The sequence below is a fragment of the Brucella gallinifaecis genome, from assembly GCF_006476605.1.
GTDB lineage: Bacteria > Pseudomonadota > Alphaproteobacteria > Rhizobiales > Rhizobiaceae > Brucella > Brucella gallinifaecis.
Genome location: NZ_ML636806.1, coordinates 48,101 through 72,810, shown reverse-complemented (window position 1 = coordinate 72,810; position 24,710 = coordinate 48,101). Strand labels below are relative to the sequence as shown.

Genomic DNA, 24,710 nt, shown 5'->3' with positions numbered 1-24,710 from the left:
CGTTGTGGAAGAAAAGCCCGAAACGCAAGAAACGCAAGTCGCAGCTGTCCCCGTTGAAGAGCCTAAGCCGGTTCTTTTGTGGCGCCAGGGTCGTTTTGAAGGTCGTAACCGTAATCAGGACCAGAATCGTCAGCGAAACAATCGTTCCCAGCAGGGCGGTGAGGCTGAAGGCGCTGGTGAGAACCGTGGACCGGCCAAACGCTTTGACAAGAACCGTCGTAACAATGAGGGTGAAGGTCAGGATCGAAGCCAGAACAAACGCGAAGGTTTCAAAGGCAAGCCGCGTGATGGTGGCAAACGGGATCATCGTCAGCCGAAGCGTGATCATGGGGATCAACAGGGCAATAAACGGGTTGAACAGGAGCGTCCGGTACGGATCGATCCTGATTCGCCTTTTGCCAAGCTTCTGGCTCTTAAGGAGCAGATGAAGAAATAAAATGGTGACTGAAGCGGTTGCAAGGCAGCGTATCGACAAGTGGCTGTTTTTTGCACGCGTGGTCAAATCAAGATCGCTGGCGGCGAAACTCGCCGTCGGCGGTAAAGTGCGTGTTAACAGTCAGAAAATTGATCAGGCCGCTTATCAGGTGAAAATTGGCGATGTCCTGACGATTACCCTTGAGCGACATGTTGTGATTTACAAGGTTCTGACTTTCGGTGAAAGGCGAGGTCCGGCACCGGAGGCCAGGCTTCTTTATGAAGATATGACGCCAGAACCCGTTTCTCCAATGGAAACGATCGAGGCATTGCCGCCCCGGCGGGAGAGTGGAGCAGGGCGCCCAACCAAGAAAGAACGTCGGGAAACGGACCGTTTGCGTGGTAACTGACTGGACGCGATGACGCAGCCAGATTGGCTGCTGCGATAGAAATTGCGTATTAAAGAATTAAACTAAAAGTATTTTTCGGTTTTTTGCCTGCAAAGGAAACGTCATTTCAGATGTTCGCGACATATTGTTATTGTGACTTTTGGACTCTTGTCATCGGCAAATAAAATCGTTACCTCACCCATGGCGATTGCAAGGGCATGAGCTGGCAAGCAAGCCACACGCCGTAGCACCATATGCGTGACACATATGACGTGACCGGAAGAAACATTCAGATGTTCGATTTGAGTGTTTAACTGCCAGTTCACTAGAGATAAGCCGCCTCTTGAAATGAAGGGGGGCAACAGGAGTTGGACAATGACTTATGTCGTGACCGATAATTGCATTCGTTGCAAATATACGGACTGCGTCGAGGTTTGTCCGGTCGACTGTTTTTATGAAGGCGAGAATATGCTCGTCATCAATCCTGATGAATGCATTGATTGCGGTGTCTGTGAGCCGGAATGCCCTGCTGAAGCCATCAGCCCGGATACCGAACCGGGTCTTGACAAGTGGCTGGAGCTGAACGCTGAATATGCGGCAAAGTGGCCGAACCTGACCGCCAAGAAAGATGAGCTTCCTGAAGCCAAGGAAATGGACGGCGTAACGGGCAAGCTTGAGAAGTTTTTCTCTCCTGAGCCAGGCACAGGCGATTAGGCCGGCCCGTAGTTATCGCAAGCGAATTTTTGCTGCCATAAACTGTGGTTACAGCATGTTCTTTTAAAGCTGGAAATTGCCAGAATCATCCTGTTTGGCAATTTGTTGATTCTTGCGCAAAATTGTGTTAAGTTGCACAAATAATTTCGGTGGCTGGACGTCAACACGTGGCGCAAATGCGTTAATCTCTGAAAGGTTACACTTTTTTACTGGGCTGTATGGCACCGGGATGGATTATTGCGATTTCAGCGACCGTTCCTCACCAAAACTGCTCAGTAAATAACTTTGTGCCTGAGATTCGCTTTCAGTTCAAAACCGCAACGACTTCCGCAATTCTTTTAAGAAATGCGGTCGATATCATGTGTTAACCGGCGTGTTCTGCCGGGCACAACAGGGAGTATTAGAGCGTATGACATCCCAGCAGAAGAAGGCGCCGGCTCGTCAGGGTTTCAAGACCGGTGAATCCATTGTGTATCCCGCTCATGGCGTTGGCCAGATCGTAGCCATTGAAGAGCAGGAAGTCGCCGGGCACAAGCTAGAGCTTTTTGTTATCGACTTTGAAAAAGACAAGATGCGCCTTAAGGTGCCGGTTGCGAAAGCTGTCAGTATCGGCATGCGCAAATTGTCCGAAACTGATTATGTCGAGCGTGCATTGAAGGTCGTACAGGGTCGGGCACGTGTGAAGCGCACCATGTGGTCGCGCCGTGCTCAGGAATATGATGCAAAGATCAATTCCGGCGACCTGATTATGATTTCCGAAGTGGTTCGTGATCTGCATCGCGCTGAAAACCAGCCAGAGCAGTCCTATTCCGAGCGCCAGCTTTATGAAGCGGCCCTTGATCGTATGGCGCGTGAGATTGCTGCCGTTAACAAGCTTTCTGATACCGAAGCAGTGCGTTTAATTGAAGCAAATCTCGCCAAGAGTCCAAAGCGCACCAAGGCTGATGCTGATGCCGAAGGTGAAGTTGACGGCGATGAAGTTGAAGCCGCATAATAATAAATCCATGGATTTATCTTTTAAAAGCCCGGTTTGAAGCCGGGCTTTTTATTTATCTGGAAACTGTCTTTTCCTTGTCCATCCGCTGACAGGTTCTATTTTCTTATAGGTTGAATATTTGTTGTTCTCTGTATGGAACCAGAGAGCATTTTTTGCGTTGTTATCAAACCAGTTCGTAAACGGGTTTGTTTTGCGGCGTATCAATCTGGCCTCAAAGCAGGTTTGTCCAAGATTTTTTGAATGAACAGGCGCTGTTCTTTCAATTTTTCTTTGCAGAGCTGAGTTATTTTTTGTTTTGCGCTTCAAATTTATTTTGCGGTGCTTGCATTAGAGCGCGTTTCGATCTGATTGAATCAGATTGGCGCTCTAAATATTTGTTTTAACGCGCATCTTTGTCTGAAAACCGTTTCACACTTTTCGGGATGCGCTCTAAGAACAGGAGAACCAGATGAAGACCTTGTCTATAAGCAGTTCCTCCCAAGTATCAGCATCACGGCAAGTTCCAGCCTCACGCTTGCCAATTGCAGCGCATAATATGACGTCTGCCGCTTCTTCCTCTCCCCAATCCATGATCCGTAATGCAATGTCTGCGCCCTATCTTGAGCGTGAAGAAGAGCGTGCACTGGCTATCGCCTGGAAAGAAAACAAGGATCAGGAGGCACTTCATCGGATTACCGCATCGCATATGCGTCTGGTGATTTCGATGGCCGGGCGTTTTCGTAAGTTCAAGCTTCCAATGAGCGATCTTATTCAGGAAGGTTATGTCGGGCTTCTGGAAGCTGCGGCACGCTTCGATCCTGAACGGGATGTAAGGTTTTCTACTTATGCGTCATGGTGGATCCGTGCCTCCATGCAGGATTATATTCTGCGCAATTGGTCGATTGTTCGTGGAGGGACCAGCTCCGCGCAGAAGTCATTGTTTTTCAACCTTCGTCGTCTGCGTTCAAAACTTGCGCAGGAAGATGAAATGTTGACGAAGGTTGAAATCTATCGACGGATTTCAACTCAGCTTGGTGTATCAACAAGTGATGTGGAAGTGATGGACAGCAGGTTATCAGGTTCTGACAGTTCTCTTTCCGCTGCAATTCGCAATGAAGAATCCGGCGCTTCAAGCCGCATGGATTTTCTTGTTGATGACCGACCATTGCAGGATGAAGTGGTGGAAGGCACCATCGACACAGAACGCCGTGTGAGCTGGCTTCATACAGCACTGCATGCGCTTAATGAGCGTGAGTTGCATATTATTCGCGAGCGTCGGCTTGATGATGATGGAGTGACGCTTGAAGCGCTGGGCGAAAAGCTGGGTATTTCGAAAGAGCGCGTCCGGCAGATTGAAAGCCGGGCTATAGAAAAGCTCAAGATTGCCTTGCTTGATCAGCATGAAAAGGCAGCTTATCAGGCCTGACTGCCTTTTAATCGAGCCGACCAGTCTTCGACCTTGCGGTTTTCAAGACGGCGGATAGCATAACGCTTCCAGCCGTCTGCGAGGTGCGGGATTTCTGCCATCTCAGCAAGTTCGTCATAATTGAGCATGTCGACATAAAGCACATGCCAAAGACGGTGCAATGTCCATTCCGGCGATAGCCGTTCAACGCGCAGCATCGTGTCATCTTGTGCCGCCGTACCTTCTTCCAGCACACGATAATACCAGCCTGTGCGCCCTGTTTTCTGAACACGGATCGCCATATCCGCTACATTGAAACGGCTGTTTAGTTTCCAGCAGGGCTGACGGCCTTGCGAGACTTCAATGAGCGCGGAGCCGATACGAAAGCGATCACCAACTGCAACATTATGTTCGGTCAGTCCTGTGGTTGAAATATTTTCGCCAAAGGCTCCGGGGCTGTTGAGTTGATTGTTTTTGCCGATATCACGCAGCCAATCAGCATAATGATCGCGTGGATAATGATGGACCGCCTTTTCAGGGCCGCCATGCACTTTTCTGTCACCCTGCTTGTCGCATTCCAGACCTTCACGCAGGATACGAACCGGGCCAGTCACGGGTTTTTTGTCAATGCCGCTTGGTGCCTGTCGTTCACCAAGGGGGGCAATTTTTCCTGCCAGCAATGATTCAACAATGGTTTTCATTGATATTACTCACTGATCAGTTTCACGCGGTCGCCAACCGATACGGTTGCACCTGCCGGCATTGCATTGAGCAAGCGAAACAGTTCAAGTTTGCGCGTTGTGCCTTGCATCTGCGCTGCAAGGCTTGCTGTCGTATCTCCGGGTTTCACGCTCACGACACGAATACGCAATGGTTTGATTGCTTGCTGCTCAGCTGGTGAGAGCTGGCGGAAGGATTGCGTTACGCTTTGCGAGGCAGGCATCAAGGCGTTGCTGCCTTTTGGCGCTGCAGTGAGGAAGCGATAAACCTTGTTATTGGCACTGATGACCACAATGTCAAACTGCCAGCGGTCGGCACTGGCGCGTGCGGTTGCAGCGGGCAGACCGTTGATGGTGATCGGACGGATCGTGCTTTCATCCAGCCCTGTTACCCAGCCCGATTTGATGTAATCAGTCAGGCTTGAACCGGCAGGAAGCGATGCACCATCAAAACGGATTGCCACTTCACCAGGGCCACTGGCCATGACTGCGGTAGCCGAGTTGTCGAGTGTAAAGCCTGCGGGTGCTGTAAAAGTCACACCCAGTTTTGGATGAATGAAGGTCTGCTCACGCACATAACCTTCATTGGGTGAGTCGCCATAAAGCAGGCCATCAATGCCATTGAGGAATGAATCGCGGTCCGTAGTGCCAACACCCGGTGCGCCTATACGCCGTGCATGTCCGAGTGCCAGCTGAATGCGCTGCGGTGTGGCCGGGTGGCTTGCCAGGAAGTCGAGGCTTGCATCGGTTGCGCCCGAAACCGAACGGAAATCCGTATAGGCTTCCATGGATTGCAGAAAGCGTGCGGAGGCGAATGGATCGTAACCTGCTTCACCGATCATCTTGATGCCAATAGCATCGGCCTGAAGTTCCTGATTACGAGAGAATTGTGCAAGGCGCAGCTTGCCGCGAATATCTGCTTCCCGGCTGGCAGTTTCATTATGAAGAACTTCTGTTGCCACACGTCCGGCGATTGCAGCTTCTGCTTCTTTCGCCTGACGAAGAATACCATGATTGGCAACGACATGGCCCATTTCATGGGCAATGACGGCTGCAACTTCAGATGAGTCGTTGGCAAGTGCCAGCATACCGCGGGTTATATAAAGATAGCCGCCGGGCAATGCGAAAGCATTGATGTTCGGGCTATCAAGAATAGTAATGCGATAGGTCTGGTCGGGCTTGTCTGAAACCGTTGTGAGATTGCCCACAATCTTGGCAACCATGCGCTCCAGCTTTGCATCCTTATATTCGCCGCCATAAGTGGCAAGTATGCGTGGATGCTGCTGCGCACCAATCTGCGCAAGACGATCATTGCGGGAAACGTTTTCAACCGTGACTGGATTGGATGACGGCTGAAGACCCAGATCATTGCTGGAATTGATCGACTGACAGCCTGAAATCAGGGCAACACAAAACAAGCCAAAACCGATGGCTGGTTTCCGCCAATTATGCTGTGCCCATACTGGCAGAGAAAGTGGGAGACACAGGGAGGCCCGCAAATGGGTCGTATGACGGAACAGTATTTTATCCTCACAATTGAATCAGTATCTGAATCAGCATCGGGCACTATGACACAAATCTAGCTACAGACTGAAACGCCTACAAGAAGTAGTTCGGTCATGGGCGCTGTTGTTCAGGGTGAATGCGAACAAAATATGTCCACGACGGTAACTCTATTTGAGCTGGAAAGCCTGATTTCCGATATAGTGCTTCAAAGCGTCCGGTCCAGATGATGACAGCAGATCTTTGGCTGGACCTTGTGTGGTAATGCGACCATTTTCCACAAACAGCAATTGCGCATCAAGATAAAGCGCGTCTTCCGGCGTGTGGGTGACCATGAGGATGGTCATTGCATTTTCCTGATGCAATTCTCTTATCAGGTTCAGCATTTGCTGTCGCAGGGCCGGGCCAAGTGATGCGAAGGCTTCGTCGAGCAATAAAACAGGGCGTTCACGTACCAGTGCGCGGGCTATAGCAACGCGCTGGCGCTCACCACCGGAGAGTGCTTCGGGTTTGCGCTGTTCTTTGCCCTTCAATCCCACGCGCTCAAGCGCTGAGGCAATTGCTCTTTGATCCTGCTGCGTGAGTTTAAGTTTTGGCGAACGACCCAGACCGACATTTTGTGCAACATCGAGATGGGCAAAAAGATTGTTTTCCTGAAACACCATCGAGACCGGGCGCAATGCCGGTGGAAGCTTGGTAATATCAATATTGCCAATGCCAATAGACCCTGATTGCGGGATTTCAAAACCGGCAATCAGGTTGAGCAGGGTGGATTTTCCCGAGCCGCTTGGGCCGATAATGGTCGCAATCACACCGCCAGCTATATCGGCGTTGAAATGCATGGTTGTTTCGCCATAGCTGAAATGCACATCGCGAAGCCTTATGTCGGCCTTAACTGTCATGAAAGCGGAGTTTCCTTTTGCGATGCTGCGCGTTCTGCGAGCATCATCAGGCAAAGACACAGGATTCCGAGGATAAGTGCAAGGCCTGCGGCGTCGAATGTGCGGTAGCTGCCCATACGCTGAAACAACAAATAGGGCAGTGTCAGCAGCGCGTCACTGCCAAAGAGTGCAATTGTACCCAGATCGCCCAATGACAGCGCCATTGCAAAAGCAAAGGCCATGGCGAATGGCCTGCGGATGGCGGGCCAGTCGATAAGGCGCAAGCGGCTGAAGCCGGTAATGCCAAGTTGTGCGCAGAGCTTGTTGTGACGCGCTGCTGATGTATCCCATGCGGGGCGCAACAGGCGTACAGCAAAGGGCATGGCCATGGCTGCGTTGACTATGACCACCATGAAGGGGGCCATCATGAAGGGGTTGGTGAAGTTTCTGAGCAGAATGAACCAGCCCGCACCAAGAACAATGGGTGGCATCACCAGAATAAGACTGGAGCCGGTATCAAACAGGCTGGAAAGCCGTGCATTTCGCGTTGTCTCGCGGGCAATGACCAGTGTAAGCGAGAGGATGGTGGAGAGAACGGCTGCGGAAAAACCGAGCGCGATGCTGGTGCTGATCGCCCGCCAGACGGTTCTTTCGCTCAATAAGCGCATGAAATCGGCAGCGAGGCCGGAGATAATCACGCCACTCACGGGCAAGGCTACATAGAGAAAGCCTATGGCAATGGCTGTAACGTTGAAAAAACGCTCAGGCATTGATGGTTTGTCATAATGTCTGAGCGTGTTTGAAAGGGTAAAACCTTCCTCTGATGGGCGCCCGGTCAGGCGCAGGGCAAAGAGAATGATCAGTGTCAGCGCCAGTTGTGCGAAGGTGAGCGCGACCGCACGCGCCGGGTCGAAATCAAAATGCAGGCTTTGGTAGATCGCAACTTCGAGCGTGGTTGCACGAGGACCGCCCCCAAGCGTCAGCACAGTTGTGAAACTCGTCACGCAAAGCATGAAGATGAGACCGATCACGCCCGGAAGATTGCGGCGAATAACGGGCCATTCGATCAGGCGAAAGCGGGCTGTCCCTCCCATGCCGAGCTGTGCTGAAATTTTCCAGTAATCGGCGGGTATCGATTCATAAGCTGCCAGAATAAGCCGGACAGCCAAAGGCATGTTGAAAAACACATGCGCAATCAGAATGCCGGTTATTCCATAAATATCGGGCGCGAGCGGATAGGCTGTTGCTTGCGAGATTTGTGCAATAAATCCATTGCGACCATAAATACTGGTGATGCCCAGCACTGTTACAAGTGCTGGCAAGGCAAGCGGCAATGCGAACAGGCGCAGAATCAGGCCTCGTCCCGGGAAATTTGCTTCCGAGTAGAGTGCGCGTGCCACGGGAATAGCAAAAAGCACCGAAAGCAAAGCAGAGGCTGCGGCTTGCAGGACGGTGAATTTTGCGATGCGTATCAGATATGCGTCGAAATAGACGTCCATATCAAAGCCGCTCGTCTCAATTGCCAGCGCCAGCAATGCGCCACCAACCAGAATCGCCAAAAAACCAAGAGCCAATATGCCTGCGAATTGTTTCATCGCAGGCATGTTTTGGGCAATCCTGATGGTCGGCGACTTACTCATTTGCTGGAAGCAGCCAGCCATTCATCGACCCATTTTTTGCGGTTTTTCGCAACGTCATCAGCCGGGATCAGCAATGTCTTTTCAGGCTTTGGCAGTTTGTCGAAGGCGGGAGCAAGCGGGACAGAGGTTTTTCCTGCCGGATACATCCAGTTGGTTTCCGGGATTACATCCTGAAAGCCGGGACCAGTCATGAAAGCTAGAAATTTTTGCGCCAGCGGGTTTTTGGCGCCCGTCGTGGTCTGGGCTGCCAGTTCGATCTGAAGGTAATTGCCTTCAGGATAGGCAAGCGCTTTATAACGTTCAGTGTTTTCTGCAATCATATGATAGGCTGGAGACGTTGTGTAGGAGAGCACCATCGGTGCTTCACCCTTGGTGAAAAGACCGTAGGCTTCCGACCAGCCCGGCGTGACCGTCAGAATACGCTTTTGCAGTTTTTCCCACGCTTCATCGGCCTGATCATTATAGACAGATTTGATCCACAGCAGAATACCAAGGCCCGGGGTGGATGTGCGTGGATCCTGAATGACGATTTTCTGTGATGGATCGCCTTCGACCAGTTCTTTCAGGCTTTTGGGCGGATTTGGCAATTTTTCTGAATCGTAGACGACAGCGAAATAGCCGTAATCATAAGGCACGAAAATATCGTCTTTGAACTCACCCGGTACATTGATATTGGCAGTATCTATGCCACTTGGTGCGAAATAGCCGCTGGCGCGGGCTTCCGCAGTCAGGTTTGTGTCGAGACCAAGCACAATGTCGGCCTTGGTGTTTTCGCCTTCAAGCCGGAGGCGGTTGAGCAATGCCACACCATCAGCAGATGCAACCCATTCCAGCTCGCAATCGCATTCCTTTTCGAAGTTTTCTTTCACCTTGGGGCCGGGGCCCCATTCGGAAACGAAACTGTCATAGGTATAGATTGTGAGCTTGTCTTTGGCCTGTGCCAGACTGTGCGCTGAAAAGGCAAAAGCTGCGGTCAATGACAGGGTTAGCAGAGATAAAAGCCGCATAACGGCATTCCTTTCTTTATTTAAAAGGATCGAGCGCCGTTTGGAAAACCGGTCAGCATCTAATCCCTCCGCCGGTACAAACCGGATCAGGTTCAGCGGGTTAGCCGGAATGCGGCCTCTCAGCCATTCAAAGATAGAATGGCACCCCGTTAGAGCAAGATTGATAATAGTGCTTTGCAAGCTTGACGGCAAGAGATGAAGATGCGGGCTTTCAGGGTTAATTCTCACGTGTTATGAGCGGCTTATGGGTACATTTGTCATTTTGCTGGGTGGTGATCTGGTGATCACTGAACGTTTGGAGCAGCAGATTGCCGGCGCACGGGTGCTGGCCGCTGATGGCGGTATTCGCCATGCGCACGCACTTGGGGTTGAACCTGAGCTGTGGCTGGGGGATTTTGATTCCACATCTGATGATTTGCTGGCGCAATATGCCCATGTGCCCAAAAGAACCTTTCCGGCAGCCAAGGATATGACAGACGGGGAACTCGCCCTCGAAGAAGCTTTTGAGCGTGGTGCCGATCGTGTCATTTTATGCGGAGCATTTGGCGGTCAGCGGACGGATCACACCCTGTTGCATCTGACGATGGCGACTGCACAGGCGGCGCGTGGCAGAAATATTCTTCTCACCAGTGGTTCCGAGGAGGCATTGCCGCTGATTGCGGGAGAGCATGTTTATGATTTGCCGGACGGCACATCATTCAGTGTTATAAATTTTTGTACTTTAGAAGGTCTTTCAATCACAAATGCAGAGTGGCCGTTAGATAATGTGACCCTGCCATTTGGTTCTTCATGGACGGTTTCCAATATTGTGCGTGGAACCCTTTGCATTTCCGCGCGTTCAGGTTGTGCGATCCTTGTAGCAAATCTGGCGGATTAATGGACCTGTCCAGATGGGTTGCTAACCTTAATAATTGAAATTGCTTGACGCTGATAGGCGAAATGTATTGTAAGTAAGTCAAGCGGGACGCCGAAATTGGGGATGCAAAGTCGGTGTTAGTGTAACTCTAATAGGAGATTGTTTCATGAAGTCACGTCTTTCCATGATTGCAATCGTCGGCGCGCTTGCGTTCTCAACAGCAGCATGCACGACGGCTGAACAGCGTACCGCCGGTTATGGTGTTGGTGGTGCTGCAATTGGCGCACTCGCAGGTGGTGCAATTGGCGGCAGTGGCCGCGGTGCTCTGACGGGTGCTGCAATTGGTGCTGTCGGTGGTACACTTCTGGGTGCCGCAACGACCCGTAATAATGTTCAGTACTGCCGTTACCGCGATAATTATGGTCGCGTTTACGAAGCACCTTGTAACTAAGATACATTGGCCGCAAAGCGGTTTTGAGTTTGAAAAACAGGCCGGGGAAACCCGGCCTGTTTCTTTTTTCGCTATACCCATTTGACAGAATGCATTTTGTCCCCGACAAGCAGGGCAGAAAATTCAACGGCATTTTTTTAAAGAGAACCATGGCTCCTCCGCTTCTTCGCCTCGACCAGATCACGCTTACCTTTGGCGGCACACCATTGCTTGAGGATGCAGCCCTTTCGGTGAGTGAGGGCGACCGCATTGCGCTGGTCGGACGCAATGGTTCAGGTAAATCCACTTTGCTCAAAATTGCTGCGGGAATGGTTGAGGCTACATCCGGTGAGATTTTCAAACATCCGGGTGCGACTATCCGTTATTTGCCTCAGGTGCCTGATCTTGATGGCTTTGCCAATGTGCGTGCTTATGTGGAGGCCGGGCTTGGACCGGCAGACGATCCGCATCGTGTGACTTATCTGCTGGAGCATCTGGGGCTGACAGGCGAGGAAAAGCCTGATCACTTATCGGGTGGTGAGGCGCGTCGTGCGGCTCTTGCCCGTGTTATTGCCCCGCAACCGGACGTTTTGTTGCTGGATGAGCCGACCAACCATCTTGATCTTACCACTATTGAGTGGCTGGAAGGTGAGCTGCGCCAGATCCGCTCAGCTATCGTTTTGATTTCGCACGACCGTCGTTTCCTTGAAAATGTCAGCAGGTCTACGGTCTGGCTCGATCGCGGCATCACCCGCCGTATTGATCAGGGTTTTGCGCATTTTGAGGAGTGGCGTGACAAGGTTCTGGAAGAGGAAGAGCGCGACCATCACAAGCTTGGGCGTCAAATTGCCCGGGAAGAACATTGGCTGCGCTATGGCGTAACGGCGCGTCGCAAGCGCAATATGCGGCGTTTGGGTGAATTGCATTCCATGCGTGCTGATTTTCGCAATCATCGCAAGGCACAGGGCGCGGCCCTTCTGACCGCCAGCGATTCCAAGGAATCAGGCAAGCTGGTCATTGAAGCCAAAAAACTTAACAAGGCCTATGGCGAGCGCGTACTGGTTCAGGATTTCTCGACCCGCGTGCAGCGTGGTGACCGTATCGGACTTGTCGGACCCAATGGTGCCGGAAAAACCACGCTTTTATCAATGTTAACCGGTAAGCTTGCACCTGATTCAGGTACGTTGCGACTTGGGGTTAATCTGGAAATTGCCGAACTTGACCAAAAGCGTGATAACCTGAACCTTGATGACACACTTGCGCATTATCTGACGGATGGGCGTGGTGAAAGTCTCATCGTCAATGGGGAACAGCGTCACGTTGTTTCCTATATGAAGGATTTTCTTTTTCAACCCGAACAGATGCGCACGCCAATCCGTGAACTCTCGGGTGGTGAACGGGCACGCCTGATGCTGGCCCGTGTGCTGGCGCGACCTGCCAATCTGCTGATCCTTGATGAGCCAACCAACGATCTTGATATGGAAACGCTTGATTTGTTGCAGGAGCTGGTTTCCGGTTTTCCGGGAACTGTTATTCTTGTCAGCCATGACCGCGATTTTCTTGATCGCACGGTGACGTCGGTGATTGCACCGGAAGGTGATGGTAACTGGCTGGAATATGCCGGTGGCTACGCCGATATGATGGCGCAGCGTAAAGAACAGGCGCTGGCCCGACGCAATGTGAAAACAGCTACCGGGCGTTCTGATGACAAAGGCGAGGGTGCTCCACAGCAAAAGCGTGAAGAAAAGCGGAAGCTTTCTTACAAGCAAAAATTTGCGCTTGAAACCTTGCCCGGAAAAATGGATGCGCTGGCAAAGGAAATGAGCCTATTGGAAGGCAAGCTTGCCGATCCGCAGCTTTACGCCAAAGATCCAGACCTTTTTGCAAAGACCGCTGATCTGCTTGAAAAGAAGCGGTCTGAACACTCTTCAATGGAAGAAGAGTGGCTGGAACTGGAGATGCTGCGCGAGGAACTTGAAGGGTAGTTCATCATCCCAGGGCACAAATTTTCAGTGCCTGTCTTGTTGAACAAGTCTTCTCGGCTTGGACACTGGTTTTAAGTGGGCGTTTATGCTTCACGGTGAAGCGAATATCATGTCGCTTCACCGTGCAATAGATTTAGGGTCCTGACCCTAGGAATCAGCCCATGCCAAGTGCATCCATATAGAGCTGGAGCATGGCTTCTTCTTCCTGGCGTTCATGATCTTCTTTTTTACGCAGACGAATGATGGTTCTTACGACTTTGCTGTCAAAACCCGAGCCCTTCAATTCTGCATAAACTTCCTTGATATCGTCGCCGATGGTCTTTTTTTCTTCTTCAAGACGTTCAATGCGCTCAATGAATGCACGCAACTGGCCAACGGCAATAGTCTGGGCTTCGTTGGTAATATCGTCGCTCACAGGTTTCTCCAATTCAAATCGATTATGAATGAGGGGCAAAGATATCCGTTACAGGAACAGGACCGCTGCCGAAAGTCAGAGTTAGTTTTCATGTGAGTCGCAGGCAAAATTAAGGGCTGTCAGTTCTGGAAAATGCCGATTTATCGCTTTCTGGCTGTGGATAGCGGGTAAAGATGGTTATTTGCCTATTCTGCACGGGAGCCAAAATACCGCGCTTCATGGATTTCAGGCATTGCATTGATCCTGGCAATCATTGGTGCCAGCCGCCCGGCCCATGCGCTTGCACCGGCTTTATCGGCGATCAGGTCCTGACGGACTTCTATCAGGACATGCGCATAACCTTTGGCTGTTGCATGGCGATACATGGCATCATTTTTGAGCGCACCATCATAGGGTTCATTATCGCCGACAGTCAGTTCCGCATCTTTACGCAGCATGGAAAGAAGCGGTGTCACTGCCCGTGGATCAGAATCCCACAAAAGTCCGATTTGCCATGGACGATCCTTACCGCGCCAGTTTGGCGTGAATGAATGGATCGAGACGATAAAAGGAGCCTGATTGCTTTTTGCAGAAACCTCTGCGCTCATCGATGAAATGGCGGCATGATATGGACGGTAAAAGCGCTCAAGGCGATATTCGCGCTCTATCGGGGTCATCGGGTAATTGCCGGGTATCACAGCTCCATCAGACAATTGCATGATGAGTGTGGGGTCATCCTCGCCACGATTGGGATCAATCAGCAGGCGTGAAAAACCACCCATGACTGCCGGGGCATTGAGCCTGGCTGCCAGTTGCTGCGTCAGTTCCTCCACGCCAATATCATAGGCGATATGCCGTTCAAATTCGCTTTGCGCCAGACCAAGGCTGCCATATTTGGCTGGTAAGTCACGATGGGCATGATCGGCTGTCAGAAGCAGACCCAGGCTGAAATTGCCATCGATTATATGGACAGGGGAAAAAGATGGATCAAATGACATAAGAGGCGCTTCTTGAGTAAAATTTTGTCATAATCACAAGTAGTCTGAGCTCTGTCATGACAGAGTCGGGATTGCAATGCAGAATGTCAAACAAAACTGGAGGCATTTTCCCCAGAGATGCCCAGCTACGAATCTAATCGTTTAAATTGCGCTGAAATCGCATGCAGTTTGATTGGAAATGCTGTAACTGATCTGTTCTCTCCGGGATTGCGTTGACATCAAAGGCGAAACTGCCGAAAAGAGAGCAACCGAAAGAGGATTTCCTTGCGTGAGACAAAAGCGATTGCGGGTTGAAGGAGTTCGGCGAATGCGACTTCCAATGGTTCTGGGTTTATTTTCCAGTGTGCTGCTTGGTACTCTGGCTATGACATCTTTGGAAGCGCGTGCTGATTTTCGAGTGTGTAATTCAACCCAGAATCTGGTCGGTGTTGCCATTGGCTATCGCGCCAAGGCAGGCTGGATCACAGAGGGCTGGTGGCATATTGATGGCTCCACCTGCAAGACGCTGATCGAGGGGCCGCTGACTTCCCGATATTATTATCTCTACGCAGAGGATTCTCAGAGCGGTGGTCGCTGGGAAGGCAAAGTGAATATGTGTGTTGCGGAAAAGGAATTCCGTATCACCGGCGTTCAGGATTGTTTTGCCCGAGGTTTCCAGCGCAATGGCTTTCAGGAATACGATACCGGGGAACAATCGAGCTGGATGGTACAGCTCACCGATGAAACGCCGTTAGAAAACTCTACAGTTACAGGAACGAATAATCCATGAAGCGCAACCGCAAGGTCAAGATTCTCGCCACACTGGGCCCGGCGTCTGGCGAGGAATCCGTTATCCGCCAGCTTTTTGAAGCAGGCGCAGACGTCTTCCGTATCAATATGAGTCATGCCGATCATGACATGATGCGTACGCTTGTGAAGCGCATCCGCAATGTAGAAAAAGAGCTAGGTCGTCCAATTGGTATTCTGGCTGATCTTCAGGGGCCAAAGCTTCGTGTCGGCAAGTTTAAAAATACCAAAGTCACACTGAGCGTTGGTCAGACCTTTACGCTCGATAATAATCAGGAACCGGGCGACGAAACCCGTGTTTACCTTCCGCACCCGGAAATTCTGGAAGCTGTGGAGCCGGGACATCGCCTTCTTATCGACGACGGAAAGCTGGAACTGATTGCCGAGGCAAGTGACGGCAAGTCGATACGCTGTAAGGTCGTTGCCGGAACCAGCATTTCCGACCGTAAGGGTGTCAGCCTGCCGGATACCACTTTGGGTGTCGGTGCTTTGACCGAAAAAGATTATAAGGATTTTGATGCGGTTCTGAAGGAAGATATCGACTGGGTTGCCCTGTCCTTCATTCAGCGCCCGGAAGATCTGATCGAAGCACGCAAAATTTCAGCCGGCAAAGTCGGGCTGATGTCGAAGATCGAAAAGCCGCAGGCCGTGACCCGTCTTGACGAGATTATCGAACTTTCCGATGCAATCATGGTTGCCCGTGGTGATCTTGGCGTTGAAATGCCGCTGGAAAGCGTTCCGGGCATTCAGAAGCAAATGATCCGCAAGGCTCGCCGCGCTGGCAAGCCGGTTGTGGTTGCTACCCAGATGCTTGAATCAATGATCACTGCTCCGGTCCCTACACGCGCTGAAGTCTCGGATGTCGCGACTGCTGTGTTTGAAGGTGCTGATGCGGTTATGCTTTCGGCAGAATCGGCTTCCGGCCAATATCCGGTTGAAGCTGTTTCTACGATGAACCGTATTGCGGAAAAGGTTGAGCGTGAGCCGACCTATCCGGGTATTCTTGATGCACAGCGTGCAATTCCTGAGCCAACGGGTTCTGATGCGATTGCACTGGCGGCGCGTCAGATTGCAGAAACGCTTAATCTGGCGGCAATCGTCACATATACCGCATCGGGTGCAACTGGTCTGCGTGCTGCGCGTGAACGTCCTCGCACGCCAATTATTGCGCTGTCGCCGGTCGTTGAAACGGCACGCCGTCTGTCGGTTGTCTGGGGTCTGCATTGTGTTGTGACTGAAGATGCGCATGATCTGGAAGACATGGTCGATCATGCCTGTCAGGTTGCCTTCAAGGAACAATTTGGCAAAGCCGGTGATCGTCTGATCGTTACCGCTGGCGTGCCATTTGGAACACCGGGTGCAACCAACCTTCTGCGCATCGCTTACATTGGGGCCGATGGTCAGTCTTCCACTGATTAATTTGGAAGTATCCAGTCTGCGTGCATGATGAAAACGAGAAAAACGCGCTCCTTTCGGGGCGCGTTTTTGTTTCAGGTTGTGGTGATAGAATCAGGTGCGGATATCGCTCAGCTCGTCCGTGAGATCGAGCAGGTTCTTCTGCGCATCACGCATCATCGGATTAATCTCAAGTGCCTTTTCATAGGCTTTGAGGGCTTGTTGCTTGAGACCGCGTGCACGCAGTATATCGGCCATGCCGGTCAGGGCGCCATAATGACGTGGCTCAAGTTCAAGCGTCCGATTGATGTCATACATGGCATGTGCATAGTCATTGCGCAGGTAATAGACCGTCGCACGACGGTTCCATGCTTCTGCATAGTCGGGATCGATCGCAATGGCTTCATTGAGAAAATCAAGCGCCGACGTGTAACGCTTTTCAAGCATCGCTGAATTGGCCCATTGGACCAGAAGATCAATTGTTGCACTGCCGGATTGTTGCCATAGCTGATTGATCTGAACTGTCAGGCGACGCGCTTTGGTTTCATTGGAGGTGCGCTTGAGATCGGCGAAAAGCTTGTCGAGACGCTCTTCCGGGGACAGATCTGCCGGATCCTGTGCCTTGGGAACAGGCATTTGTTCGCTGTGAATGCCAGTCTGTACAGGCAGAACGGGGGCAGTGAGCGAAGGTTTTATATCGGCAAAAGCAGGGCTTGCAACGAGCAGTGCTGCGCTGAAGGCCGATAGAAGCCATGGGTAATTTTGATAAGCAAAAACGTTCCGCATACGCATAATCTTTATCATGCGCAGCGAAACGTCAAATGCAAAATCAGAAATAAGATTAGCCCTGACGTGCCTTGAAGCGCGGAGCAGTCTTATTGATGATGTAAACGCGGCCCTTGCGGCGAACGAGCTGGCAGTCACGATGACGGGCCTTGAGCGCCTTGAGCGAATTCTTGATCTTCATGTCAATCACCGGTCTTGGTTGGCCCATCGACAGGACATGCCGTCGGGCTGCATAAAAACAGGCGCCCAAGGCGCCAATTGGTTTACAGGCAGTATTCCTGCCCGAAGGGTTGGCCGAAATACACAATATTTCAGACAAATGTCAACTCCTGCACCGCAGATTCACGAAGTCTGGTCCCGAAAATTGCGTTGCAGAGGTGGTTAATAGAGGAATCCGGTGGATTCCTCTGCAATGCTTAGTGTGCACGCGGGTGAATGCGGGTCACATGACCCATTTTGCGGCCCGGTCGCGCTTCTTTTTTGCCATAGAGATGCAGCACGGCATTTGATTCTGAGAGAATCGCTGGCACTTGCTCAATATCGTCGCCGATCAGGTTTTCCATTAAGCAATCAGAATGACGCATTGTGTTGCCAAGCGGCAGACCTGTAATTGCACGAATATGCTGTTCAAATTGCGATATTGCGCAGGCGGCCTCCGTCCAGTGACCGGAATTATGCACACGTGGAGCAAATTCATTGGCAAGCAAGCTACCGTCAGCGAGGACGAAGAATTCAAGGCCCAGCACGCCGACATAATCAAGCGCATGGAGGAGCTTCTCAGCGGCTTTGCTGGCAGTGTCAGCTGTATGGGCTGAGATTGCTGCGGGAACCGTCGAGGTTGCGAGAATACCGTCCTTATGAACGTTTTCAGCAATATCGAAGATTGCAACATTGCCGCTGCGGTCACGGGCTGCAATCACCGAGACCTCGCGTTCAAATGCGATCAAACCTTCAAGAATTGCAGGCGCGTGCCTGATTGCATGCAGAGCGTTGTTTGCTTCTTTTTCATCAAGCGATGTGAGACGGACCTGCCCCTTGCCGTCATAGCCAAGACGGCGGGTTTTCAGAATACCGCGCTCACCAAGTGCGCCAAGTGCTGCAATGAGCGATTCTTCATCATCAACAAGCCGCCATGGGGCGGTTTCGATACCGCTTTCATTGAGGAACTGCTTTTCGGTAAAGCGGTCCTGTGAAATCTCAAGGGCCGCTGGTGGCGGGAAGACGAGTGTTGATTCTGCAAGCTTATCGGCGGCTGATACCGGCACGTTCTCAAATTCATAGGTGATGACGTCAGACGCTGCTGCAAGTTCTGCAAGGGCTGCCGGATCATCATAGGCTGCAATGATCTGACGGTTTGCCACCTGCGCTGCCGGGCAATCGGGCTGTGGCTCCAGAATGATGGTCTCATAGCCAAGGCGTGCGGCTGCCATTGCCAGCATACGGCCAAGCTGACCGCCACCGATAATGCCGATTACCGAGCCTGCTTTGAGTGCTTGATGTACCATATCAGACCTCATTGGATGGGCGTTCGGCAACGCTTTCGGTTTGTGCTGTGCGCCATTCGTCAAGGCGGGCTGCAAGCGCGTCGTCATAAAGGGCAAGCACTGCTGCGGCAAGAAGGGCTGCATTAACGGCACCGGCACGACCGATAGCTAATGTGCCGACTGGAATACCGGCTGGCATCTGCACGATGGAAAGAAGCGAATCCTGACCGGAAAGCGCCTTTGACTGGACCGGCACGCCAAAGACCGGAAGCGGTGTCATGGCGGCGGCCATACCGGGCAGATGGGCTGCACCGCCGGCACCTGCGATTATGAGTTTGAAGCCTTCTGCCTTCGCGCCCTTGGCAAAAGTGACCAGACGATCGGGTGTGCGGTGAGCGGAGATGATACGCGCATCAAAGGAAATTCCCAAAGCGTCCAGCGTATCGGCGGCATGGCGCATTGTTTCCCAATCGGATTGGCTTCCCATGATGATTGCGACATCTGCACTTGTGCTCATTGACCGGTCCTGCCTGTTTAGTTCATGGATTGAAAAATAAAGCCGGGCGACCCCGGCTTTGAAACATCTTTTACAGGATTCTCAGGCAATAATGTCAGGAATGACCTGATCTTCCATTTCCTGAAGCTTATCCTTGATTGCGAGCTTTTTCTTCTTCATGCGCTGAATGCGCAGCTGATCGCAGCCCACTTCCATCATGGCATTTATGGCTGCATCAAAATCCGCGTGTTCCTGTTTCAGACGTGCGACGGCCAATCTGATTTCGGCCTGATCCTGATCGGACATGCGGTTTGCCCCATTTTTTCATGATACGATTACGAGCTGCTCCAGAGTGGTGCAAACCCATTTCAGGCGAAGCCTTTATCACATTTTTTGTGATTGGAAAATGCTACCAAAACAAATTCGACTTTACATCAAACTCATGCCACAGTGTCATTGTTCTGTCATGAACAACGGTTGCCAGGATATCTAGACTGAAAAACTGTTGCATGGCAGCCGGGACTGCGTAACTGGCCCGGATAGCAGGAGGCATACCGGGCGTTTGCGCAGGTGAGAGCGGATAGAGCCATTTGTTGGCAAAACGCGACATGGCTTTGTCCTTTGGGTAGATCAATCAAAGGAGAATTGATGATGGCTATCGAGTCCCATCTTGCCACGCTGGAACAGAAGCACGGCGCTTTGGAAGAGGAAATCTCCGAGGCTTTGGCGTCGCCGGCAATTGATGACCTGCATGTTACGTCTCTCAAGCGAAGAAAACTTGCTCTCAAAGAGCAGATTGAAAAACTAAGAACCCGGGTGACGCGTCACTAACCCTCAGATAGTGAAATAAAAGCCTGATATTGCTGATAGGGCATCGCTTTTCTTTCGGCTTATACCGCAAAAGCAATGCCAGATAATTATCCCCTCAGTGAGTGGCGGCTGTGTTCCAGCCGCCGAACTTCTTTCTGTAATCAGTTTTCAACTTCTGCTCTTGGATCAAGCTGCATCGCTTCCGGGGTTGCACTTTTTACCGATGGCATGCTTTTGAACTGGTCTTTTTCAGATTTTGGTATGGATGCGCGTCTGCGTGAGCGGAACAATGCATAGGCTGTGATCGAAATATGCGACAGGGCCGTTATGGCAAATAATCCTGCCGGCCAGAATATATCCATCGCCGCGGCTGCAAGCAGAGGTCCGAGCATGGTGCCAAAGCCATAAAGCAGAAGCAAACCGCTCGATACTTTTACAAAGCTTTCCGATGATGCATGATCATTCGCATGGGCAACTGCCACCGGATAAAGCGCATAGGCGAGTGCCCCATAACAGCCGGTCATGATGATGATGACCGTGCCGTTTGTCGGGCCGATGATGAAAGCCATCAAGCCAACAAGGGCTGCAAGCGAAGCGACTCCTGCCAGCACATAGCGTCGGTCAACCATGTCGGAAATTCGCCCGACAGGGATTTGCATCAAGGCGCCGGCAGCAATGGTCACGCTGACCATCACCGCTATTTCTGTTGTTGAAATGCCTGATTTGGCGCCAAATACCGCGCCCAAAGTGCCCCATGCACCATTGGCAATACCGATCAATATGCAGCCGACGAAGGCGGCAGGAGAGTTGCGGTAAAGCGCCTTGAGGTCAAGCTGCACTTCAGTCAGCGGTTTCGGGCTGACAGCTGTTGACATGGCGGTCGGGATCAGCGCCAGGCAGAACAGGATGCCGGTGATCATAAATAAGTGATCAGAACGAATATCACCATTTGCCACCATCATCTGGCCGCTCATGGTCGCACCATAATTGACCATCATATAAAGGCCGAAAATCTTGCCGCGAGATTCATTGGTGGCGCGTTCGTTGAGCCAGCTTTCAATCACCATGAAGGCGCCGGCCATGGAAAAGCCTGTGAATGTGCGCAGGATGATCCATGAAACAGCATCAATATAAATGCCAGACAAAAGTGCAATAATGGCAGCGCATGAAGCAAAACAGCCAAAGGCACGCACATGGCCGACACGACGCACGAGACGCGGAGCAAAAAGGCAACCAGCGACAAAACCACCTGCCCATGTGGTGCCCAGCATACCAAGAGAGGCGACGGAAAAACCTTCCAGCCCACCGCGCAACGGTAGAAGCAGGCCATGCAGACCCGAGGCCATCAACAGAAAGGCTGTGCCGCAAAGCAGCGCCAGAACCTGAATATAAATGCGCAAGATTACGTTCCCAGTGAGACTGTTTACTATTCTGTGAAGCCTTATGATCACGGCTTCCCTGTATCATTGATTTTGAATAGGTTGGTTTTAGCGGAAAAGAGCTTCCGCCGCAGCGCGGCTGTCTCCCTTTTTATGCCTCTCGGTTTGCAGGCGCTCGATTTCTGATTGGAGTAATGCGATGCGTTGATCGATTTCGATCACCGATAGCAGTGACAGCTCATCATCGCTCAGAACCACAACTTCCTGTGGCTTTATATCATCTTCATCAAAACCGCCCATGGCCTTCCTCCGGAGTCTATGATGCGTTTATAAAGAGAGAAAAGATTTAACACCTTGAATCTTCGCATATATCTTTTCAGAAATCGATGATGATTTCTTCGTAAGTGAGTATGATGCTTTTATGTGCGGCATTTATGCGACGAGAGATTAAGCAGGAGTTTTGATGATGATGGTGGAATTGCCCTCCTTGATGGCGGCAATCGAAATTACACAACCGGGTGATGCAAAGCTATTGCGACCTGTTGAGCGGGCAGTTCCTCAACCGAAAGCTGGTGAGCTTTTGGTGCGCGTGCGTGCGGCGGGTGTGAACCGTCCTGATGTCCTGCAACGACAAGGCCTTTATGCCCCGCCATCTGGAGCATCGGATATACCGGGACTGGAAATTGCCGGTGATGTTGTGGCATTAGGCGAAAATGTTGGACGTTATCGTGTCGGTGATGGCGTTGTGGCGCTGCTTGCCGGGGGAGGCTATGCGGAATATGCGACGGTGCATGAAAGCAATGCGCTGCCATTGCCAACAGGCTATGGATATATTGAAGCGGCGGCCATTCCCGAGACATTTTTCACTGTCTGGCATAATGTTTTTGAGCGCGGCGGCCTGAAGCAGGGCGAGACATTGCTTGTTCATGGTGGGTCGTCAGGCATAGGCACCACGGCCATTCAGCTTGCCAGGGCTTTCGGTGCGAAGGTGATTGTTAGCGCGGGTTCGACTGATAAATGCGAGGCCTGTCTCAGGCTTGGTGCTGATTATGCTGTGAACTATCGCAATGAGGATTTTGTTGCCGCTGTAAAAGAAATGACTGGCGGCAGGGGTGCTGATGTTATCCTTGATATGGTTGGTGGCGATTATGTTGAGCGCAACTATAAGGCCGCGGCTGAAGATGGGAGGATCGTGCAGATCGCTTTTCTCAATGGTGCAAAAGCTACAACGAATTTTGCAATCCTGATGACCAAACGCCTTACCCATACCGGCTCGACATTGCGGGCGCGATCGGTTGCGTTCAAGGCAGATATTGCGCGTGAACTGGAAACAAAAGTCTGGCCGCTTTTGTCAGAACGCCGTGTTGCGCCTGTGATGGATATGGTCTTTCCATTGAAAGATGCTTGGCGTGCCCATGATCGTATGGAAGCCAGCCAGCATATCGGCAAAATTGTACTTGATGTCGTCTGATTTTACGCAATCACAAGAGAAGATGGGATGGCATGGCAGCAGTTTCTTGCTCTGTGCTTAAAAAAAATATATATAGACGGTGATTTCCCGGAATTTGTGGTTTTTCCCACGGCCCGCCCTACCGGAGCGGACGAACAAGAGGATTATATCTAATGGCCACCCAGCTTCTTATGCCGAAGGCAACGGCAGTCTGGCTCGTTGATAATACGGCCCTGTCCTTTGATCAGATTGCGGCTCTGTGCAAGCTGCATCCGCTCGAAGTGAAGGCAATTGCGGACGGTGAGGCCTCGCAGGGCATCAAGGGACTTGATCCGGTGATCACCGGACAGCTTTCGCGTGAAGAAATCGCGAAGGGCGAAAAAGACCCATATCATCGTGTAAAGCTTTCTGAGCCAAAGGTTCGCGTACCGGAAGCCAAGCGTAAAGGCCCACGTTATACGCCGCTTTCCAAGCGTCAGGATCGTCCAAATGCGATTCTCTGGCTGGTGCGCAATCATCCTGAACTCAAGGATGCGCAGATTTCACGTCTGATCGGCACGACCAAGTCGACTATTGAGCAGATTCGCAATCGTACCCATTGGAATTCGGCAAGCCTGACCGCAATGGATCCGGTTACACTGGGACTTTGTTCGCAGATTGATCTTGATCTTGAGGTTGAACGTGCAGCACGCAACCGGCCTGTTGTTGAAGCTGACAACACGCTTCTGCCAGCATCGGCAACAGAAGGCTTTGATTATCGCGATGCAGTCGCTGAAGAAGAAGAGCTGGATGCGGATAAGGTTTTCGCAAAGCTTTCTTCGCTGAAGAGCGAAAATCCTGATGAAGACGAAGAATAAGATTTCATTCAATTGAAAATAAAAAACCCGCCGCTCTGGTGGGTTTTGTTTTGCTGGAATGCGTCAATCTTTAAAAGAGTTCCATTCGCTCATTTCCATCAGCCGATAGAAATCGGCCAGCGTCTTGCCGCGTTCGGATCGGAACGTGCGATCCGCTTTATCGACGGCAATGATACGGTCGGTACGGAATGTACGGAAAGCATTGCGCAATTCGCACCAGCCGATAACTGTCCAGACCTTGCCCCAGAACCACAGACCAAGCGGGCGAATATTACGCTGGCTTTCACGCGCTTCAAGGTCGCGATAACGGATCTTGAGAACCGTCGCCTCATCGACGGCCCGCTCAACGGTGTCGATGATACGTCGCTCATCGACAGTGATTGATGCGGAAGGTGCGTGAATCTGCGTGCCGGTAATGCGTGCACGCTCTTCCTTGGGCAGGACGGCTTCGATTTTTACCAGTGCTTCTTCGGCACCGCGCGCCATGGAAATGCCACCCCATGCGCGGATCAAGCGTGCGCCTGCAACCAGAGCCACGATTTCATCGCGGGTGAACATCAGCGGTGGCAGTTCAAAGCCCTGACGCAGAATATAACCGACACCGGCTTCGCCATCGATCGGTACGCCGGTCGATTGCAGGTCAGCAATATCGCGATAGATGGTGCGTTCGGATACTTCCAGCCGTTCAGCTAGCTTACGTGCGGTGACAAGCCTGCCACCGCGCAAGTGCTGAACAATCTGAAAAAGGCGGTCTGCGCGGCGCATTCCGGGCTTATTCTCCGTTGCGTTGTTGTTGTTGCTCCAGATAACGTTCCGGCCAGCCTATATCTTTACGCAGTTCACCTGGGAGATTGTCGAGTGTACGCTGTGTAAGTACAAAGCGCTTGCGTGCATTCTTCCGGCGCCTGTATTCTTTCAGAATTGCGAGAAGTGGTGCGATTGCGAATGCCATGGTC

Annotated in this window: 29 protein-coding genes, 1 pseudogene and 1 riboswitch; of the genes and pseudogenes, 13 read left to right on the top strand and 17 right to left on the bottom strand. The window is 51.5% G+C overall.

The annotated features are described in order from the left end of the window. Positions 1-55: 55 nt before the first annotated feature. The 5 genes and pseudogenes from FHY56_RS18365 to FHY56_RS11555 all read left to right on the top strand — a co-directional run. Positions 56-436: pseudogene (locus FHY56_RS18365) on the top strand (helicase); the annotation flags it as partial. Position 437: 1 nt separating this feature from the next. Next, the gene (locus FHY56_RS11575; protein WP_140905327.1) at positions 438-824 is read left to right on the top strand and encodes an RNA-binding S4 domain-containing protein; all 387 of its coding nucleotides are present in this window, start codon (positions 438-440) and stop codon (positions 822-824) included. 354 nt (positions 825-1,178) lie between these two features. Beyond that, on the top strand, positions 1,179-1,517 hold the full coding sequence (gene fdxA / locus FHY56_RS11570; protein WP_140905326.1) for a ferredoxin FdxA: 339 nt from the start codon (positions 1,179-1,181) through the stop codon (positions 1,515-1,517). A 409-nt stretch (positions 1,518-1,926) separates the two neighbouring features. Next, entirely contained in the window at positions 1,927-2,511 is a 585-nt protein-coding gene (locus FHY56_RS11565; protein WP_140905325.1) for a CarD family transcriptional regulator, read from the top strand. A gap of 538 nt (positions 2,512-3,049) precedes the next feature. Next, positions 3,050-3,919, top strand: a complete 870-nt coding sequence (locus FHY56_RS11555; protein ID WP_376890323.1) for an RNA polymerase factor sigma-32 — start codon at positions 3,050-3,052, stop codon at positions 3,917-3,919. Here FHY56_RS11555 and FHY56_RS11550 read toward each other — a convergent pair. The 5 genes from FHY56_RS11550 to thiB all read right to left on the bottom strand — a co-directional run bounded on the left by FHY56_RS11550 (position 3,910) and on the right by thiB (position 9,648). After that, positions 3,910-4,599, bottom strand: coding sequence for an MOSC domain-containing protein (locus FHY56_RS11550; RefSeq protein ID WP_140905322.1), 690 nt, complete (start codon positions 4,597-4,599; stop codon positions 3,910-3,912). The two genes, FHY56_RS11555 and FHY56_RS11550, sit on opposite strands and share 10 nt — an antisense overlap. A gap of 5 nt (positions 4,600-4,604) precedes the next feature. Next, the gene (gene cdlP, locus FHY56_RS11545; protein ID WP_140905429.1) at positions 4,605-6,086 is read right to left on the bottom strand and encodes a cell division protease CdlP; all 1,482 of its coding nucleotides are present in this window, start codon (positions 6,084-6,086) and stop codon (positions 4,605-4,607) included. A gap of 204 nt (positions 6,087-6,290) precedes the next feature. Then, complete coding sequence (thiQ, locus tag FHY56_RS11540; RefSeq protein WP_140905321.1) at positions 6,291-7,022, bottom strand: thiamine ABC transporter ATP-binding protein; 732 nt, start codon at positions 7,020-7,022, stop codon at positions 6,291-6,293. Then, a complete protein-coding gene (thiP, locus tag FHY56_RS11535; protein WP_376890292.1) occupies positions 7,019-8,662 on the bottom strand; it encodes a thiamine/thiamine pyrophosphate ABC transporter permease in 1,644 nt (547 codons plus the stop codon). The genes thiQ and thiP overlap by 4 nt, the downstream gene beginning before the upstream one ends. Beyond that, a complete protein-coding gene (gene thiB, locus FHY56_RS11530) occupies positions 8,638-9,648 on the bottom strand; it encodes a thiamine ABC transporter substrate binding subunit (protein WP_140905319.1) in 1,011 nt (336 codons plus the stop codon). Before thiB ends, thiP begins: the two co-directional genes overlap by 25 nt. A gap of 46 nt (positions 9,649-9,694) precedes the next feature. Further along, positions 9,695-9,807, bottom strand: a riboswitch (TPP riboswitch). An 85-nt stretch (positions 9,808-9,892) separates the two neighbouring features. On the opposite strand from thiB, the gene FHY56_RS11525 reads away from it, so the two are divergent. From FHY56_RS11525 to FHY56_RS11515, 3 genes are all read left to right on the top strand, one after another. Then, positions 9,893-10,525, top strand: a complete 633-nt coding sequence (locus FHY56_RS11525; protein WP_140905318.1) for a thiamine diphosphokinase — start codon at positions 9,893-9,895, stop codon at positions 10,523-10,525. Between the two features lie 145 nt (positions 10,526-10,670). Beyond that, positions 10,671-10,955: a glycine zipper domain-containing protein gene (locus FHY56_RS11520; RefSeq protein WP_140905317.1), complete on the top strand. Its 285-nt coding sequence runs from the start codon at positions 10,671-10,673 to the stop codon at positions 10,953-10,955. Between the two features lie 149 nt (positions 10,956-11,104). After that, positions 11,105-12,919: an ABC-F family ATP-binding cassette domain-containing protein gene (locus FHY56_RS11515; RefSeq protein WP_140905316.1), complete on the top strand. Its 1,815-nt coding sequence runs from the start codon at positions 11,105-11,107 to the stop codon at positions 12,917-12,919. Positions 12,920-13,073: 154 nt separating this feature from the next. Here FHY56_RS11515 and FHY56_RS11510 read toward each other — a convergent pair whose 3' ends face one another. Further along, positions 13,074-13,334 carry a DUF2312 domain-containing protein gene (locus tag FHY56_RS11510; RefSeq protein WP_140905315.1) on the bottom strand — a complete coding sequence of 87 codons (261 nt, stop codon included), beginning with the start codon at positions 13,332-13,334 and terminating at the stop codon, positions 13,074-13,076. 185 nt (positions 13,335-13,519) lie between these two features. Then, a complete protein-coding gene (locus tag FHY56_RS11505) occupies positions 13,520-14,311 on the bottom strand; it encodes an N-formylglutamate amidohydrolase (RefSeq protein WP_140905314.1) in 792 nt (263 codons plus the stop codon). 307 nt (positions 14,312-14,618) lie between these two features. Between FHY56_RS11505 and FHY56_RS11500 the strand changes: the two genes are divergently transcribed. Both FHY56_RS11500 and pyk read left to right on the top strand, forming a co-directional pair. Beyond that, positions 14,619-15,080 carry a DUF1036 domain-containing protein gene (locus FHY56_RS11500; RefSeq protein ID WP_140905313.1) on the top strand — a complete coding sequence of 154 codons (462 nt, stop codon included), beginning with the start codon at positions 14,619-14,621 and terminating at the stop codon, positions 15,078-15,080. Continuing rightward, complete coding sequence (gene pyk, locus FHY56_RS11495; protein WP_140905312.1) at positions 15,077-16,516, top strand: pyruvate kinase; 1,440 nt, start codon at positions 15,077-15,079, stop codon at positions 16,514-16,516. The genes FHY56_RS11500 and pyk overlap by 4 nt, the downstream gene beginning before the upstream one ends. 90 nt (positions 16,517-16,606) lie before the next feature. On the opposite strand, the gene FHY56_RS11490 is transcribed toward pyk, so the two are convergent. The 6 genes from FHY56_RS11490 to FHY56_RS17810 form a co-directional block, all read right to left on the bottom strand. Then, on the bottom strand, positions 16,607-17,296 hold the full coding sequence (locus tag FHY56_RS11490) for a tetratricopeptide repeat protein (RefSeq protein ID WP_140905311.1): 690 nt from the start codon (positions 17,294-17,296) through the stop codon (positions 16,607-16,609). 37 nt (positions 17,297-17,333) lie between these two features. After that, positions 17,334-17,459: a type B 50S ribosomal protein L36 gene (gene ykgO, locus FHY56_RS11485; protein WP_002967908.1), complete on the bottom strand. Its 126-nt coding sequence runs from the start codon at positions 17,457-17,459 to the stop codon at positions 17,334-17,336. 235 nt (positions 17,460-17,694) lie between these two features. Then, positions 17,695-18,783 carry a 5-(carboxyamino)imidazole ribonucleotide synthase gene (locus FHY56_RS11475; RefSeq protein ID WP_140905309.1) on the bottom strand — a complete coding sequence of 363 codons (1,089 nt, stop codon included), beginning with the start codon at positions 18,781-18,783 and terminating at the stop codon, positions 17,695-17,697. A 1-nt stretch (position 18,784) separates the two neighbouring features. Further along, the gene (purE, locus tag FHY56_RS11470; protein WP_140905308.1) at positions 18,785-19,279 is read right to left on the bottom strand and encodes a 5-(carboxyamino)imidazole ribonucleotide mutase; all 495 of its coding nucleotides are present in this window, start codon (positions 19,277-19,279) and stop codon (positions 18,785-18,787) included. Between the two features lie 81 nt (positions 19,280-19,360). After that, complete coding sequence (locus FHY56_RS11465; RefSeq protein ID WP_140905307.1) at positions 19,361-19,564, bottom strand: YdcH family protein; 204 nt, start codon at positions 19,562-19,564, stop codon at positions 19,361-19,363. Between the two features lie 103 nt (positions 19,565-19,667). Next, positions 19,668-19,868 (bottom strand): hypothetical protein, encoded by a 201-nt coding sequence (locus tag FHY56_RS17810; protein WP_158447758.1) that lies wholly within the window; start codon positions 19,866-19,868, stop codon positions 19,668-19,670. A gap of 38 nt (positions 19,869-19,906) precedes the next feature. On the opposite strand from FHY56_RS17810, the gene FHY56_RS11460 reads away from it, so the two are divergent. After that, positions 19,907-20,089 carry a YdcH family protein gene (locus FHY56_RS11460; RefSeq protein ID WP_193556782.1) on the top strand — a complete coding sequence of 61 codons (183 nt, stop codon included), beginning with the start codon at positions 19,907-19,909 and terminating at the stop codon, positions 20,087-20,089. A gap of 140 nt (positions 20,090-20,229) precedes the next feature. Here the strand turns inward: FHY56_RS11460 and FHY56_RS11455 are convergent, their stop codons facing one another. After that, the gene (locus FHY56_RS11455) at positions 20,230-21,468 is read right to left on the bottom strand and encodes an MFS transporter (protein WP_140905306.1); all 1,239 of its coding nucleotides are present in this window, start codon (positions 21,466-21,468) and stop codon (positions 20,230-20,232) included. Between the two features lie 87 nt (positions 21,469-21,555). Continuing rightward, on the bottom strand, positions 21,556-21,747 hold the full coding sequence (locus tag FHY56_RS11450) for a DUF1192 domain-containing protein (protein ID WP_140905305.1): 192 nt from the start codon (positions 21,745-21,747) through the stop codon (positions 21,556-21,558). 166 nt (positions 21,748-21,913) lie between these two features. Between FHY56_RS11450 and FHY56_RS11445 the strand changes: the two genes are divergently transcribed. Continuing rightward, positions 21,914-22,918 (top strand): NAD(P)H-quinone oxidoreductase, encoded by a 1,005-nt coding sequence (locus FHY56_RS11445; protein WP_140905426.1) that lies wholly within the window; start codon positions 21,914-21,916, stop codon positions 22,916-22,918. Positions 22,919-23,070: 152 nt separating this feature from the next. Further along, positions 23,071-23,754, top strand: a complete 684-nt coding sequence (locus FHY56_RS11440) for a DUF1013 domain-containing protein (protein WP_140905304.1) — start codon at positions 23,071-23,073, stop codon at positions 23,752-23,754. A gap of 63 nt (positions 23,755-23,817) precedes the next feature. Here the strand turns inward: FHY56_RS11440 and FHY56_RS11435 are convergent, their stop codons facing one another. Together FHY56_RS11435 and FHY56_RS11430 are read right to left on the bottom strand one after the other, a co-directional pair. Further along, positions 23,818-24,519: a helix-turn-helix transcriptional regulator gene (locus tag FHY56_RS11435; RefSeq protein ID WP_140905303.1), complete on the bottom strand. Its 702-nt coding sequence runs from the start codon at positions 24,517-24,519 to the stop codon at positions 23,818-23,820. 7 nt (positions 24,520-24,526) lie between these two features. Further along, on the bottom strand, positions 24,527-24,706 hold the full coding sequence (locus FHY56_RS11430; protein ID WP_140905302.1) for a hypothetical protein: 180 nt from the start codon (positions 24,704-24,706) through the stop codon (positions 24,527-24,529). Positions 24,707-24,710: the final 4 nt, after the last annotated feature.

Bases quoted from the DNA above. Each gene is read 5' to 3' on its own strand.
- FHY56_RS11575 (WP_140905327.1), top strand. From the start codon at position 438: ATGGTGACTGAAGCGGTTGCAAGGCAGCGTATCGACAAGTGGCTGTTT.
- fdxA (WP_140905326.1), top strand. From the start codon at position 1,179: ATGACTTATGTCGTGACCGATAATTGCATTCGTTGCAAATATACGGAC.
- FHY56_RS11565 (WP_140905325.1), top strand. From the start codon at position 1,927: ATGACATCCCAGCAGAAGAAGGCGCCGGCTCGTCAGGGTTTCAAGACC.
- FHY56_RS11555 (WP_376890323.1), top strand. From the start codon at position 3,050: ATGACGTCTGCCGCTTCTTCCTCTCCCCAATCCATGATCCGTAATGCA.
- FHY56_RS11550 (WP_140905322.1), bottom strand. From the start codon at position 4,599: ATGAAAACCATTGTTGAATCATTGCTGGCAGGAAAAATTGCCCCCCTT.
- thiQ (WP_140905321.1), bottom strand. From the start codon at position 7,022: ATGACAGTTAAGGCCGACATAAGGCTTCGCGATGTGCATTTCAGCTAT.
- thiP (WP_376890292.1), bottom strand. From the start codon at position 8,662: ATGGCTGGCTGCTTCCAGCAAATGAGTAAGTCGCCGACCATCAGGATT.
- thiB (WP_140905319.1), bottom strand. From the start codon at position 9,648: ATGCGGCTTTTATCTCTGCTAACCCTGTCATTGACCGCAGCTTTTGCC.
- FHY56_RS11525 (WP_140905318.1), top strand. From the start codon at position 9,893: ATGGGTACATTTGTCATTTTGCTGGGTGGTGATCTGGTGATCACTGAA.
- FHY56_RS11520 (WP_140905317.1), top strand. From the start codon at position 10,671: ATGAAGTCACGTCTTTCCATGATTGCAATCGTCGGCGCGCTTGCGTTC.
- FHY56_RS11515 (WP_140905316.1), top strand. From the start codon at position 11,105: ATGGCTCCTCCGCTTCTTCGCCTCGACCAGATCACGCTTACCTTTGGC.
- FHY56_RS11505 (WP_140905314.1), bottom strand. From the start codon at position 14,311: ATGTCATTTGATCCATCTTTTTCCCCTGTCCATATAATCGATGGCAAT.
- FHY56_RS11500 (WP_140905313.1), top strand. From the start codon at position 14,619: ATGCGACTTCCAATGGTTCTGGGTTTATTTTCCAGTGTGCTGCTTGGT.
- pyk (WP_140905312.1), top strand. From the start codon at position 15,077: ATGAAGCGCAACCGCAAGGTCAAGATTCTCGCCACACTGGGCCCGGCG.
- FHY56_RS11490 (WP_140905311.1), bottom strand. From the start codon at position 17,296: ATGATAAAGATTATGCGTATGCGGAACGTTTTTGCTTATCAAAATTAC.
- ykgO (WP_002967908.1), bottom strand. From the start codon at position 17,459: ATGAAGATCAAGAATTCGCTCAAGGCGCTCAAGGCCCGTCATCGTGAC.
- FHY56_RS11475 (WP_140905309.1), bottom strand. From the start codon at position 18,783: ATGGTACATCAAGCACTCAAAGCAGGCTCGGTAATCGGCATTATCGGT.
- purE (WP_140905308.1), bottom strand. From the start codon at position 19,279: ATGAGCACAAGTGCAGATGTCGCAATCATCATGGGAAGCCAATCCGAT.
- FHY56_RS11465 (WP_140905307.1), bottom strand. From the start codon at position 19,564: ATGTCCGATCAGGATCAGGCCGAAATCAGATTGGCCGTCGCACGTCTG.
- FHY56_RS17810 (WP_158447758.1), bottom strand. From the start codon at position 19,868: ATGTCGCGTTTTGCCAACAAATGGCTCTATCCGCTCTCACCTGCGCAA.
- FHY56_RS11460 (WP_193556782.1), top strand. From the start codon at position 19,907: ATGATGGCTATCGAGTCCCATCTTGCCACGCTGGAACAGAAGCACGGC.
- FHY56_RS11450 (WP_140905305.1), bottom strand. From the start codon at position 21,747: ATGGGCGGTTTTGATGAAGATGATATAAAGCCACAGGAAGTTGTGGTT.
- FHY56_RS11445 (WP_140905426.1), top strand. From the start codon at position 21,914: ATGATGGTGGAATTGCCCTCCTTGATGGCGGCAATCGAAATTACACAA.
- FHY56_RS11440 (WP_140905304.1), top strand. From the start codon at position 23,071: ATGGCCACCCAGCTTCTTATGCCGAAGGCAACGGCAGTCTGGCTCGTT.
- FHY56_RS11435 (WP_140905303.1), bottom strand. From the start codon at position 24,519: ATGCGCCGCGCAGACCGCCTTTTTCAGATTGTTCAGCACTTGCGCGGT.
- FHY56_RS11430 (WP_140905302.1), bottom strand. From the start codon at position 24,706: ATGGCATTCGCAATCGCACCACTTCTCGCAATTCTGAAAGAATACAGG.